This window comes from Acinetobacter pittii (genome assembly GCF_034067285.1).
Classification (GTDB): domain Bacteria; phylum Pseudomonadota; class Gammaproteobacteria; order Pseudomonadales; family Moraxellaceae; genus Acinetobacter; species Acinetobacter pittii_E.
Genome location: NZ_CP139286.1, coordinates 2,810,072 through 2,823,245, shown reverse-complemented (window position 1 = coordinate 2,823,245; position 13,174 = coordinate 2,810,072). Strand labels below are relative to the sequence as shown.

The window sequence follows — 13,174 nt, the reverse complement described above, 5'->3', positions numbered from 1 at the left end:
GGGCTGTTTTTTGGTGATTTGCTTAATAAATTAAAGTTCTAGAGCTTCAAATTCAAGCTCTTGCTTTTCATTTAAATAAATATGTACTGGCTTTTTTACCACATGTTTAGGGATATCATCTGCGACGCAATACGTTCCGGCAATGGAAACGAGCTCAGCCTCTAAAGATTGGCAAAAAATGCGTGCAGCTGCGTGCCCGCCCGCACCAGCAATGACTCTACCACGAACTGTGCCATAAATATGTATATTTCCTGATGCAATCACCTCGGAACCACTATTCATGCCAGCCTTTAAAATAATATCGCCGTTATCTTGTACAAGGGATTGGCCTGTACGCAAAATTTCATCATGATAAGAGGTAATATGAGCGACCGCTATCTTGTTTAGTGGTTTTTTTGTTTCTTCTGAAGACGAGGCAGGGGCGGTAGCAGGTTTTTCCACAATAGCAACTTGTTCAGCTGTCGCTTTAATGCGCTGTAAGGGTTGATCTGCCGGTAAAACAGGGAATTGAATAGCGCGAGCTTCATCTCCTAAAATACCGTCGATTACCGCCATTGGCTGTAAACCTAAGCTCACCAGAAGTTGAATTAATGCAATTAATTCTTGCTCAACTGTACTGTCAATAATCACTAAAGTTCCCTGATAGGAACCTTCATTTAAAATATTTGATAATTGCTGGCGGATCACATCATGATCATTGGTATCGAAGGTTATCCTGCTAAAGTTAACCATTCTGCCGGTAATCCGTATATCAGCCATAAGTCTTCCTTCAAGGCGTTAAACGAGCTGTAATATCGTTAAGTTTATTGTAAATAGGGCAAATGCTAGAACAATTTGTGCCAATTCTCTAGCGTGATTCATAAAAAATTAAATAAATGCTTATTCTTTGATTCGATCATACTCCGCAAGCGTTTGTTGCCACTGTTTGACCTTGACTTGTTTTCGTACAGACTCCAGTGTCTCGAATACGACAGATTCAACCAATTGCTCAAGCTGACGATTATTAATATTTATCTCACTTACTCTTTGAGAAATTAATTGATAAGTAGGGTTCGGATTATTTGGTGATCCCTCAATTAAAGGCTCAATTAGACCTGCGCTAATATTCTCACCCAATCTTTGACCAATGCTTTGGATTTGCTGTTCAATGCGACCGCCGACTAAAGGAATTAAGCGTAATAATTGAGTTAGCTCGGGCGTATCTACTATGGCCTGATCTACAATTTTCCCAACGCCTTTTGTAATGGCAGGCTTTTGTTCTTTTAAAGCAGTCGCTAAAGATTCTTGTAATAATGCTGTTAGGGTAGCAGTAAATTGTTCACGATGATGATTAACTAAGTCGTGAATAATCTGTTTATGGCTAGAACTGGTTTCAAGTTCATATCTAATACCATCAATCACGGTAATTACAACACGGTCGGACAACTCTTCCATTACAACGCGATAGTAAAATAAACCAGTTTTTCGCCAGCTTTCCGGAACAACTGGATAACCTAACTCATGTAAGCGATAGGCAATAATCCCAGCACGGAATAAACGTAAAAAACGGAGCTGAGGAATAATGGCTAAAATTTCATACCAGTGAATAAACGGGAAAAAGAACCAACGCTTATGGTGTTTATTGATGATCGCAATGGCCCAGCGGACAAGCAACTCAACAATTAAAAAACCAATAAACCACGCTTCTGATGTGATCACCCACGGATGGAGTGAAGTACGATAAAAGCTGAGTACTTGGGGCAAGTGAATATGTTCAAAGAACCATGCCCCAATGCTGCTCATTAAAAAGAAATTACTAGCAAGACAGAACAGGTTAAAAATGATAATAAACACCATAAAGATGTCATAGACCAAAAACAGCTTAAAGGACAGGCTGCTTGGGTCTACATGATGGTATTTGGTTTTTTTCCCAGAACTGTTTTGCATAATAACGAGTGCTTTCTTAAATATTTGCAGTGGTATATTGAGATTTCATTTGCTCAATAAGTTGATCTTTTTCGGTCCAAATTTCATGAACCCATTGCTGGAAACGTTCACGATAAGCTGCGTCATCTTCGTAGTTGCCGCCAAGCACCCATTCTGGAATTTCAATTTTACGTAAGTTGACCGCAATTTTTGAAACGTCCCCGAGCCAGAAATCGCTATATCCCGGTACGCCATCAGGATAGACAATAGTCATATCAACCAAGGCATCGATTTTGTCGCCTAAAATATTTAAGGCAAGTGCTAAGCCACCTGCTTTTGGTTTAAGCAAATGCTTATATGGCGATTTTTGTTGGTCGTGTTTTTCTTGGGTAAAGCGCGTACCTTCCAAATAATTTAATAATGTAAATGGCTGACTTAAAAGCTGTTCGCAAGCTTTACGTGCTTCCATCATGTCACGATCTTTAAGTTCAGGATTTTTGGCAATTTGTTCTTTGGTGTGACGCTTCATCATCGGGAAGCCTAAAATTTTAAATGCTTGCCCAACAAAAGGAATAAAGATGAGTTCCCATTTGGTAAAGAAACGGGTGAGGGGCATACGGGTTAAACCAAAATATTGGTTTACAGTCGTGTCTACCCAACTTTGATGATTGCAGGTCATTAGATAACGACCTTGCATATTCAGGTCAAGCCCTTCATCAATGGTAATGTCCCATTTTAGATTTGGTAAAATATGATCAATGAGCCAATTATTTACCCCTAACCAGCTATTTGTAATTTGAATATTAGTTTCGTCTACTTTTGATGACTTTTTTAATAGCTTGGTTAGACCTAGTGCAAGAACAGGTGGGCCATGAAAAAAAGTACTTCCTGTAATGACTGTACCTACAGTGAGTCCACGTGTAATTTTTTTTAGCGCAGATTGCTTATTGGGTGCAGTTGACATATAAATGACCCCGAATGTCTAAAATCCATAGAAAAGTTGTTTAACTATAACTATCGTAATATGAAATACAACGACATCTTAGACAACAATGAAGAAATTGTGATGAGCTGGCATCTGAAAGTGCATCAAAATATTACAAAAAAATAACTAAACTGTTTATTATTAACAAAATATCAATGTTTTATACTCCCTTTTTGTTTCATTATTCATTCAGACAACAAAACACACAAAGTGAGGAGGCATGCAATGCGTGCATTAGTTATTTCAACAGTGGTAGGGGCAGCAGTAGTACTTTCTGGTTGTCAAACAACTGGTAATAATCTTGGTGGCATTGAATACGATAAAGCTGCATTAGGTACTTTAATTGGTGCAGCAGCTGGTTATGGTATTTCTAAATCAAATGCAAACTCTAGCCGTCAAAATAACCGTGCTGCAGCAATTGGTGCAGTTCTTGGTGCGGCTGGTGGTGTATATCTTGATCAAAAAGAGAAAAAACTACGTCAACAAATGGCGGGTACTGGTGTAGACGTTGGCCGTAACCCAGATGGTTCTGTTCAATTGATCATGCCTGGTAGCATCACTTTTGATACAAACAAATCAAACATCAAGCCAAACTTCTATGCAACTTTAGACAAAGTAGCTCAAACATTGGCTGAAGATAACAAGAGCGCGATTTTGGTAACGGGTTATACAGATAATACTGGTAATGACTCTATCAACATTCCATTATCTCAATCACGTGCACAATCAGTTAAAAACTATTTAGCTGGCCGCGGTGTTCCATCTAGCCGTATCGATGCACAAGGTTATGGTTCTTCTAACCCGATCGCAGACAACTCAACTGCATCTGGCCGTGAACAAAACCGCCGTGTAGAAATCAGCATTTATGCTAAACAATAAGATTTAAATTATTGTGTTAAAAACCACCTTCGGGTGGTTTTTTTATGGGTGCAGTACAAGAAATAATCACGACATTCTGCGGCGCACAAATTGCATTATTAGACATCATTTATACATATCCATAGATTTACTATTGGGATTCTAAAACAGAGATGACTATAATCATGCTCGAAAAATTAAGAGGTAATACGCGATGTCATCTGCCAGTCAATTGAACAACAAGCAAGAAGAAGCCATGAAATATACTCAGGGCCCTTTATTGGTGCTTGCTGGCGCTGGTTCAGGTAAAACATCGGTAATTACTCGTAAAATTGCCTATTTGGTGCAACACTGCCGTATTCCAGCGCATCGTATAACCGCGATGACCTTCACAAACAAAGCTGCACGTGAAATGAAAGAGCGTGTGACCAAGCTTTTGTCGCGTGAAGAAGCAAAAGGTTTATCCGTCTCTACTTTCCATACTTTTGGTTTAAACCTTTTACGTTTAGAACTTAAAAATTTACCTTTAAAAGCTAATTTTTCGATTTTGGATGCAGATGACTGTAAACGTATTTTGATGGATTTGATGCATCGCGATAATTTGTCGGGTGCAGAGAGTAAAGAGTTAATTGCCAAGGCAATGAAAAAAATTTCAGATTGGAAAAATGATCTGATTTTGCCAGAACAAGCACACTCAACTTGTGAAACACCAGAAGACGTACAGTTTGCACATCTCTATCAACTTTATGAACGTAATTTACGCGCATACAATGCCGTTGATTTTGATGACTTGATTGTTATGCCAACACGCTTATTGCAAGAAAACGCTGAAGTACGTGATAAATGGCAAAACCGTGTACGCTATTTATTGGTCGATGAATATCAAGATACCAACACGGCTCAGTATATTCTGGTCAAACTGTTAGTTGGGGTAATGGGGCAGTTCACCGCGGTGGGTGACGATGACCAATCGATCTACGCATGGCGTGGTGCTAAGCCTGAAAATATGGCTTTGCTTAAACAGGATTTCCCTAATCTACATATCATTAAATTAGAACAAAATTATCGATCGACCAGTCGTATTTTAAAAGCAGCGAACTGTGTGATTCAAAATAACCCACATATTTTTGATAAGAAATTGTGGAGTGATAAAGGACATGGTGAAGTCATCCGAATCATTACATGTCGTAATGATGACGATGAAGCAGAGCGCGTGGTTAAAGACCTACTGACTCATAAACTGATGAACGGTAAGAACTGGAAAGATTATGCTGTGTTGTATCGCGGGAACTTTCAGGCTCGTGTACTAGAAACCCAACTTCGCCAAATGCAAATTCCATATAAACTTTCTGGCGGTACATCGTTCTTCGCGCGTGCAGAAATTAAAGATGTGATGAGTTATTTACGTCTTATTATTAATCCAGAAGATGATAGTGCTTTCTTACGTATTATTAATACGCCTAAACGTGCAATTGGACCAGTTACTCTTGAGAAGTTAGGTTTATTCTCACAAGAAAATAATTTGTCTTTACTCGGTGCTTCTGCTGACCAGCGTTTAAGCATGGTGCTGCCTAAAAAGGCGGAAACACAACTTCATGAGTTTGCCGATTTTATTGCGACATTTACTCGTGAACTCTTGGAAGATGACGAACCTGTGCCTAAAGTTCGTCAAATGATGAATGAAGCGGGTTATATGGATTACGTTCGTGAACAGTCCGCTACACCTGCACAAGAGAAAAGTAAGCTCGATAACATCGAGAACTTATTTACCAGTATTCAAAATCTGATTAACCGTGCAGAAGATGTTGATGAAAAGAACATTGAAAGCGTTATTCGCAAACTGGTTTTACTTGATCTGTTAGAACAACAGCAGGAAGAAGAAGATACAGACAAAGTTAACCTACTAACTTTGCATGCAGCAAAAGGTCTGGAATTCCCATATGTTTATATTATGGGTCTTGAAGAAGAGCTATTGCCGCATAAAAACTCGATTGCAGCAGAAACCATTGAGGAAGAGCGCCGTCTCATGTACGTGGGAATTACCCGTGCACGCCAAGGTTTAACATTAACCTTGGCCGAGCAGCGTAAAAATGGCGGGCAGATGAAACAGATGACGCCTAGTCGTTTCCTTGATGAACTTCCGCAAGATGAGCTCGAGTGGTTAGGGCGTAAAAAGAAAATTGCGGCTAATGTTGATCCTAAAGAACAGGCTCAACAATATCTGGCAAATTTAAAAGCTTTATTAAAGCGTTAATTTTTTTAATTTTTAGGAAATCCCATGAAAGTTCAAGTGAAATTGCTCGATCCGCGTTTAGGTAAAGAATGGTCTTTACCTTCATATGCTACAGCAGGTTCAGCGGGTTTAGATTTACGTGCCTGTTTAGATGAAGCAATTGATATTGAACCAGGACAAACTGTTTTAGTTAAAACAGGTATGGCAATTTATATTCATGATGTCAATTTTGCTGGTTTAATTTTACCGCGTTCAGGTCTAGGTCATAAACACGGTATCGTGCTTGGTAACTTGGTTGGTTTGATTGATTCGGATTATCAAGGTGAATTGATGGTTTCAGTTTGGAACCGAGGTCAAACGACATTCCGTTTAGAACCTGGTGAGCGCTTGGCACAGTATGTTTTAGTGCCAGTCGTACAAGCTGAATTTGAACAAGTAGAAGAATTTGAAGAAACTTTACGTGGGGCTGGTGGCTTTGGTCACACAGGTAAACAATAAGTTTTTTGAGAATATTAACGAAAATCAAACGCCTGCTGGTCAGGCGTTTCTTTTTGCATCTTGAATGTTACAATAGATTATATTACAACACGCTTTACTAATATTCTTTTAACTTTTTTAGCAAACAAACCTTTCAAAAATTTTGAATAATCTATGTTTTTGCGATAGATCGAATTGATCTTTAAATAGAAGATACGCTATGAATGTAAGACACTCATTTCCTAAAAGTATTTTTCGTGCTTACGATATTAGAGGCAAACTTTCTTATTTAACCACGGACGTTGTCCGTTCAATTGCCTACGGATTGGCACAGCAATACAAACAAGCAAAACAAACTCAATTAGTAATTGGCTATGATGCCCGTCTCACTAGCCCGGCTTATGCGCACTTAATTGAAGAAATTTTAATAGAACAAGGCTTAAACGTTACCAATATCGGCTGCTGCTCATCCCCGATGATGTACTACATTGCTAGAGATTTTGGTGGCAACGGTATTATGGTGACCGCAAGTCATAATCCAAAATCGGATAATGGTATTAAGTGGATTTTAAAAGGTGAACCACCGTCTCCAGAAATGATTCAGCAGGTGGGTGAAGAAGCCCAAACTTATGTACCCAACCATTCAATTTCTGTACTTGAGCTAACCTTACCTCAATTTAAAGCTGAATTTTGCCAAAAATACCAACAAGCTATTTTTAAAGATATTCATTTAAAACGCCCTTTAAAAGTTGTTTTAGATGGTTTACATGGTTCAGCTGGGCATTGTTCAAAGCTAATCTTGGAAAAAATGGGTTGTGAAGTCATTGCTTTACGTACCGATCCAAATGGAGAATTTCCAGATCATGCACCAGATCCGTCACATGCAGCTCATTTAACTAGCTTGCGAAAAGCTGTAGTTGAGCAACAGGCTGATATTGGTATTGCTTTGGATGGTGATGGAGACCGTGTTGTTTTAGTCGATGAAAAAGCCCAAATATTGACAGCAGACCGTTTATTGTCGCTTTTCGCGCAAATGTGCCTTGAGCAGCACCCAGAGCAAGAAATTGTTTTTGATGTGAAATGTTCACGTATGGTTCAAGAGACTGTCGAAAAACTCGGTGGAAAAGCAAAAATGATCCGTACGGGAAGTAGTTTCCTGCGGGCTTATTTGTCTCAGTCGGGTGGACGTGCCATTTTTGGTGGAGAATATGCAGGTCATTATGTGTTTAATGATGGCCGTGGTTTTGGCTACGACGATGGTTTGTATGCTGCATTACGTGTAATGGAATATTTTACCCAATCAAGTGCTACAACCATTTCTGAATTATTTGCCTCATATCCAGAAAGATGTTGTACAGAAGATACTTATATTGGTACGTATCAGTCCGATCCAAAGTATGTATTACAAGATATTGAGATTTTAAGTCATCGTTTAGGGGCACGTATTAGTAAAATCGATGGCGTACGTCTTGATTTTGATGATGGTTTTGGCATTATTCGAGCATCAAATACTGGTGAATACTTCACAGTACGATTTGATGCGGATAATCCTTTACGATTAAAGGAAATCCAGCAAAAATTTGTAGATATGTTACAAGAACACTATCCGCAAATTGCACAAGAACTTTCAGAGGCCTAAGTAAGGAGAGGCGTAATGCCACAACATCAGCATATCGGTGTCGACAAAGCAAAAATCTTGATTGAAGCTTTGCCGTATATTCAACGCTTTACTGGTAAAACGCTGGTGGTGAAATACGGTGGCAACGCAATGACTGATCCGGAGCTCGAAAGTTCATTTGCCCGAGATATCGTTTTACTTAAAACAGTGGGACTAAACCCGATTGTTGTTCACGGTGGTGGACCACAAGTAGACTCATTTTTAAAGCAGTTAGGCCGTGAATCTGACCGTATTGACGGTATGCGTGTAACTGATGCTGCAACCATGGAAGTGGTTGAAATGGTATTGGGCGGTAGCGTAAATAAATCAATTGTTAACCTGATTAATAAACACGGTGGACGTGCAATTGGTTTAACGGGTAAAGATGGCAATTTACTCCGTGCCCGTAAATTGCTTATGGAAAAGCAAGAAGAAGATGGTTCTATCAAACATATCGATTTGGGTATGGTAGGTGAAGTCACTGGTGTGAAAACAGATGTATTGGAAATGTTCACTCAAAGTGACTTTATTCCAGTTATTGCACCACTTGGTGTAGACGAAGAAGGCAATACTTATAATATTAATGCTGATTTAGTTGCAGGTAAGGTTGCAGAAGCACTAGGCGCTGAAAAATTAATTTTGCTTACTAATATTAGTGGTGTGCTTGATGAAAATAAAAAGCTGTTAACTGGCCTTACGACGCAAGAAGTTGATCGCCTCATTGAAACAGGTGTGATCTATGGCGGTATGATTCCTAAAGTAGGCTGTGCGCTTGATGCTGTTAAAGGCGGTGTTGTGAGTGCGCATATTGTTGATGGTCGTGTGCCACATGCATCTTTACTTGAAATCTTCACTGATCATGGCGTGGGAACACTGATTTCTAACCGCACTAAAACATCTTAAGAAATCCGTTATTCTTAATAAAAAGATCACTCTAGGTGGTCTTTTTTTATACTATTTTAATTTGGTCATTTTTTTGTCATGAGCTTTGACTAGTGTAGGGGATGTCACTAGGAGCGTTCATTATGCTGGAAAAATTTAATCAATATCGCCAAACCTGGACTTTACCTTTAAATCGTCATAAAGCAATAAATCAGACGCAATTTCGTTTTGAATGGGTTGATAATTTAAAAGAATTACAAGATGTACAACGGTTTCGTGCACAGCAATTTAGCCAACAATTCGGAATCAAGTTTGAAGATAATTTAGACCAAGATATTTACGATTTTGGTTGTGAACATGCGGTCTTGCGTGAAAAATGGACTGGAGAAATTGTAGCGTATACTCGTTTAAAGCTATTTCAAGGCCACGAAATAGCACAAAGCTACAGTGCCCATGAGTTTGATATTGTTCCTCAGTTATCCCATCTTCCAAATGTGTTAGAAATAGGCCGTACTTGTGTACATCCTCGCTTTCGTAATGGTAAAGCATTGTCAATGTTATGGTTAAACCTTGCACCGAAAGTGCTCTGGTCAATGCGCGCTAAATATTTAATGGGCTGTGTCAGTATTCATTTGCAAGATAATTTAGCTAGAGCGTATTACACACATCGCCAGATTCAACAGTTATCTGAAAACAAAACAATTGATATTCGGTCTAAAAAAATCTATGAACCTGAATATCCGGAGTTTAGTTTTCCACAAGATGAACGTATGCCAAAACTATTTCAAATGTATTTGAGCATGCAGTCAAAACTATCGAAACAGGCATTTTTTGATGAAGAATTTAACTGTTTAGATTATTTTGTATTTCTTGAAGTGAATAAAGTCGCGACCTCATTTGTAATGAATAAAATGGTGCAGCGTTAATCATATTTCCTATTTTGTAATAGCCAGCACATATTGAGATTTGCAAGCCATTTTACTCTCATGCACAATAGAGCAGATGGGGTAATTAAAAGTAGTTTAAAAGCGATATGTGCCAGCTATTAGGAATGAATTGTGCAACACCAACGGATATTACTTTTTCTTTCCGTGGTTTTTCACAACGTGCAGGAATTACCTCAGATCATAGCGATGGATTTGGTATTGCATTTTTCGAAGATAAGGCGTGCCGTTTATTCGTTGATAACCAGTCGGCAGTTGAATCTCCAATTGCCGATCTTATTCGTAATTATCCTATTAAATCACGCAATGTGATTGCACACATTCGCAAAGCTACTCAAGGCAAAATCACTTTAGAAAATTCGCATCCCTTTATTCGTGAGTTGTGGGGGCGACACTGGATTTTTGCTCATAATGGCGATTTACATGACTTTAATCCGCCGTTAAGTGGACGTTTCACACCAGTAGGCAATACGGATAGTGAGCGTGCATTTTGCTACTTGCTCGATCAACTCGTGGAAGTATTTGGTTATGAAGAGCCAAGTCTTGAACAAATCTTTGAAGTATTAGAAAAAATTTCGCCACAAATTGCGGAATACGGCACATTTAATTATTGTCTATCTAATGGCAAAGCATTATTTAGTTATGCCATTACTAAATTACATTGGTTGGTTCGTGAATATCCATTTAATCATGCTCACTTAATTGATTTAGATGTTGAAGTTGACTTTAGTCAGGTAACAACACCTGAAGATCGTGTGGCAGTTATAACGACTGAACCTTTAACACATAATGAAAATTGGACAGCGTATCAACCTGGTGAAATGATTTTATTTCAACATGGTAAACCAATTAAAAAGGCAATTACTTTTGTAGAAAGATTAAAACGTGAACAGGAAAATCCTGAACTTAAACGTATTACGCGTGCAGATCAGTATTAATATAAAATACATTTAAAATATATGAATAAGGAAGTTTATATATTTTAATCAGTTAATAATAAAATATTTTGTTTAAAAAATACTTTATTATTTTAGTTGGTTAATTTTAATTAAAATATATAAAAACAATAACTTGTGTTAAATATAATTTTTATATGCTAAAGCCGACAAAATAGGTTTGTTTTTATTTATATTCTTTAAATATATCATGCAGTTTATGCAACAATCATTAAGCATCATTGGGGAGATGTATGAAAATGAAATGGGCTTCAGAATATAATACGGGTATTGATGTTATTGATGAGCAACATAAACGAATACTTGATTATATTAATGAGATTGATGATGTAAAAGATGAAGAGGATAGACGTCGTATTAAAGATGTTTTAGATAATATTATCGATTATACACAATCACATTTTACTTTCGAAGAAAGTTTGCAAGAGGAAGCTGATTATAAATATCGTGTACCTCATAAACGAGTACATGACTTATTTATTAAAAAAATAGAGTTATATCGTGAACGTTTTGAAATGGGTCACACGATTGAAGCGGAATTACAAGAAATTTTAGCTAAATGGTTAATTAACCATATTCAACATGATGATGCCGATTATGTGGGGGCAGTAAAAGAAAATATGATGGGAATTATTAGAGAAAAAGAAAAAAAGAAAGGGAAAAACTGGTTTGCTCGGTTTTTCTCATAACCTGAAATAAAAATAACTTATAATTTCAGTTAGCGCGGCAAACTATCGATTCGGTAGTTTGCTTTTTTTATTGAGCAAACTTTGATTTTCAAGCATGACACGGGCAAAATATCTATAGTCTTTTTCAAGGAATGCATAATGCAGGACATACCTATGTCACGATGGTTATCGCCCCTGATGGCGTTTTGCTTATCTTTCATCATTATGGCGACATTGGCACCCACAATGGGCATCCAGATTGATCGTCAACTCGATTTCTGGTTATTGTGGTTAGGCACAATGTTGCTATTGGCACTCCCAGTTTGTTATTTGGAAATTGCTTTAGCAAAACGGTCGAAGACTACAGCCTTAAATGCGTTATCAAGTTTAACTCGTGAAGCAGATAGTTCCCCGAAATGGCGTTTGGTTGGCTGGCTTGCAGTTATTTTTATTCCATTTTTAGCGGGTAATGTATTAAGTACCGCTGGCAATTTACTCGCTACACAACTTAATAATAGCGTTTCTGGGCAGCTTGTTTTCGCAGGTCTTGCTGTTGTGAGCTTAATTTTATCCTTTATTCCACGTCAGATTTTAGTTTTGCTCATGACGATTGGGGTAATTGCTTCTCTTGTTTTAGCTAACACACTGGGAACGACTTTACAGCCTTGGCACTGGACAAATGTTGAGTTTAAAGAGTGGGGTAATGCGACTGTTCTTGCGCTTGTTGCGAGTGGGCTAGGTTTAGGGCTTTACTGGCAAAATAGTGTAGGTGCTGTGCAGACGCAAGAAGGCGCAACCAAAACGGTTCTTCCAATCTGGTTAGCTCAGCTCATCGCTGTGATTGCCTTTGGTTTCTTTTCTTTACAAGCGCAGCTCCCTGTTTTTACTTGGATCTTTACCGCAGTCATGACCACAGCGTTATTTGTACAATTGGCTAGAGAACAGCTTGCTCAGCGTCAGCTTATGCCTGTTTTACAGTGGGTGATTATTGTTGTAGCGATTGCGGTTTGGGCTGTACCTGAGCTTCATAGTATCTTTACACTGATTTTGATGCTTTGGGGATTACTCATTTGCCTGATCTATGCCATTTTTGCTGGCTGGATTATGAAAATTAGCCATTTGCGTAAATCGATGAATTTTAGCAATGAGTTATTTTATAACTTATGGCGTATTGCGGTGCGTATTGTATTACCGCTTTCAATTATCATTGCCATGGTTGCGGTAATTGGACAAATGATCTGATGGAAAAAGCTCAGCAAGTGTGGGTTGCTTTTGCAGCCCCAGAGCAACAGTTTTTAGTTGCTATTCCATTTGAAGCTGGTATGACTGCATTACAAGCAGTTGAGGCGAGTGGGTTGCAAGCGCAAGTGAGTTTGCCTGAGCCATTACAACTTGGCATCTTCGGTGCAAAAGTTGAGGCACATGCGATTTTACAAGCGGGTGATCGAGTTGAGGTTTATCGACCTTTAACCATTAATCCTAAAGATATACGCCGTAAACGCGCCGAGAAAAACCCTGTGGGGCGATATATTAAAAGTAATCGCTTTAAGCAATAAGCCCCATAAACAAAACCCCTCAAAGTATTTCACTTGAGGGGTTTATTTTTATT

The 13,174-nt window shown here is 38.4% G+C and carries 13 protein-coding genes; 10 read left to right on the top strand and 3 right to left on the bottom strand.

The window, feature by feature from the left end; all coding sequences use genetic code 11:
• Nucleotides 1–30: 30 nt before the first annotated feature.
• The 3 genes from minC to yihG all read right to left on the bottom strand — a co-directional run bounded on the left by minC (nt 31) and on the right by yihG (nt 2,869).
• Entirely contained in the window at nt 31–759 is a 729-nt protein-coding gene (minC, locus tag SOI81_RS13285; protein WP_239976166.1) for a septum site-determining protein MinC, read from the bottom strand.
• A gap of 120 nt (nt 760–879) precedes the next feature.
• Nucleotides 880–1,926, bottom strand: a complete 1,047-nt coding sequence (locus tag SOI81_RS13280; protein ID WP_016141999.1) for a hypothetical protein — start codon at nt 1,924–1,926, stop codon at nt 880–882.
• A 16-nt stretch (nt 1,927–1,942) separates the two neighbouring features.
• Nucleotides 1,943–2,869 (bottom strand): acyltransferase, encoded by a 927-nt coding sequence (gene yihG, locus SOI81_RS13275; protein ID WP_239976165.1) that lies wholly within the window; start codon nt 2,867–2,869, stop codon nt 1,943–1,945.
• A 246-nt stretch (nt 2,870–3,115) separates the two neighbouring features.
• Between yihG and yiaD the strand changes: the two genes are divergently transcribed.
• The 10 genes from yiaD to SOI81_RS13225 all read left to right on the top strand — a co-directional run bounded on the left by yiaD (nt 3,116) and on the right by SOI81_RS13225 (nt 13,121).
• On the top strand, nt 3,116–3,769 hold the full coding sequence (gene yiaD, locus SOI81_RS13270; protein WP_016141997.1) for an OmpA family protein: 654 nt from the start codon (nt 3,116–3,118) through the stop codon (nt 3,767–3,769).
• Between the two features lie 193 nt (nt 3,770–3,962).
• Complete coding sequence (gene rep / locus SOI81_RS13265) at nt 3,963–6,002, top strand: UvrD-helicase domain-containing protein (RefSeq protein ID WP_005070868.1); 2,040 nt, start codon at nt 3,963–3,965, stop codon at nt 6,000–6,002.
• Between the two features lie 24 nt (nt 6,003–6,026).
• A complete protein-coding gene (gene dut, locus SOI81_RS13260; RefSeq protein ID WP_239976164.1) occupies nt 6,027–6,479 on the top strand; it encodes a dUTP diphosphatase in 453 nt (150 codons plus the stop codon).
• Nucleotides 6,480–6,678: 199 nt separating this feature from the next.
• Nucleotides 6,679–8,097: a phosphomannomutase/phosphoglucomutase gene (algC, locus tag SOI81_RS13255; protein ID WP_224993000.1), complete on the top strand. Its 1,419-nt coding sequence runs from the start codon at nt 6,679–6,681 to the stop codon at nt 8,095–8,097.
• A gap of 15 nt (nt 8,098–8,112) precedes the next feature.
• A complete protein-coding gene (gene argB, locus SOI81_RS13250; protein WP_320540901.1) occupies nt 8,113–9,018 on the top strand; it encodes an acetylglutamate kinase in 906 nt (301 codons plus the stop codon).
• 122 nt (nt 9,019–9,140) lie between these two features.
• A complete protein-coding gene (locus SOI81_RS13245; RefSeq protein ID WP_320148599.1) occupies nt 9,141–9,923 on the top strand; it encodes a GNAT family N-acetyltransferase in 783 nt (260 codons plus the stop codon).
• A 107-nt stretch (nt 9,924–10,030) separates the two neighbouring features.
• The gene (locus SOI81_RS13240; RefSeq protein ID WP_202744698.1) at nt 10,031–10,879 is read left to right on the top strand and encodes a class II glutamine amidotransferase; all 849 of its coding nucleotides are present in this window, start codon (nt 10,031–10,033) and stop codon (nt 10,877–10,879) included.
• A gap of 251 nt (nt 10,880–11,130) precedes the next feature.
• A complete protein-coding gene (locus SOI81_RS13235; protein ID WP_002121698.1) occupies nt 11,131–11,586 on the top strand; it encodes a bacteriohemerythrin in 456 nt (151 codons plus the stop codon).
• Between the two features lie 153 nt (nt 11,587–11,739).
• Nucleotides 11,740–12,807, top strand: coding sequence for a hypothetical protein (locus SOI81_RS13230; RefSeq protein WP_320540900.1), 1,068 nt, complete (start codon nt 11,740–11,742; stop codon nt 12,805–12,807).
• Nucleotides 12,807–13,121 carry an RnfH family protein gene (locus tag SOI81_RS13225; protein WP_174755593.1) on the top strand — a complete coding sequence of 105 codons (315 nt, stop codon included), beginning with the start codon at nt 12,807–12,809 and terminating at the stop codon, nt 13,119–13,121. Before SOI81_RS13230 ends, SOI81_RS13225 begins: the two co-directional genes overlap by 1 nt.
• Nucleotides 13,122–13,174 lie beyond the last annotated feature (53 nt).

What these genes read in the sequence shown, in the direction of transcription:
- minC (WP_239976166.1), bottom strand. Translation starts at nt 759, where the DNA reads ATGGCTGATATACGGATTACCGGCAGAATGGTTAACTTTAGCAGGATA.
- SOI81_RS13280 (WP_016141999.1), bottom strand. Translation starts at nt 1,926, where the DNA reads ATGCAAAACAGTTCTGGGAAAAAAACCAAATACCATCATGTAGACCCA.
- yihG (WP_239976165.1), bottom strand. Translation starts at nt 2,869, where the DNA reads ATGTCAACTGCACCCAATAAGCAATCTGCGCTAAAAAAAATTACACGT.
- yiaD (WP_016141997.1), top strand. Translation starts at nt 3,116, where the DNA reads ATGCGTGCATTAGTTATTTCAACAGTGGTAGGGGCAGCAGTAGTACTT.
- rep (WP_005070868.1), top strand. Translation starts at nt 3,963, where the DNA reads ATGTCATCTGCCAGTCAATTGAACAACAAGCAAGAAGAAGCCATGAAA.
- dut (WP_239976164.1), top strand. Translation starts at nt 6,027, where the DNA reads ATGAAAGTTCAAGTGAAATTGCTCGATCCGCGTTTAGGTAAAGAATGG.
- algC (WP_224993000.1), top strand. Translation starts at nt 6,679, where the DNA reads ATGAATGTAAGACACTCATTTCCTAAAAGTATTTTTCGTGCTTACGAT.
- argB (WP_320540901.1), top strand. Translation starts at nt 8,113, where the DNA reads ATGCCACAACATCAGCATATCGGTGTCGACAAAGCAAAAATCTTGATT.
- SOI81_RS13245 (WP_320148599.1), top strand. Translation starts at nt 9,141, where the DNA reads ATGCTGGAAAAATTTAATCAATATCGCCAAACCTGGACTTTACCTTTA.
- SOI81_RS13240 (WP_202744698.1), top strand. Translation starts at nt 10,031, where the DNA reads ATGTGCCAGCTATTAGGAATGAATTGTGCAACACCAACGGATATTACT.
- SOI81_RS13235 (WP_002121698.1), top strand. Translation starts at nt 11,131, where the DNA reads ATGAAAATGAAATGGGCTTCAGAATATAATACGGGTATTGATGTTATT.
- SOI81_RS13230 (WP_320540900.1), top strand. Translation starts at nt 11,740, where the DNA reads ATGTCACGATGGTTATCGCCCCTGATGGCGTTTTGCTTATCTTTCATC.
- SOI81_RS13225 (WP_174755593.1), top strand. Translation starts at nt 12,807, where the DNA reads ATGGAAAAAGCTCAGCAAGTGTGGGTTGCTTTTGCAGCCCCAGAGCAA.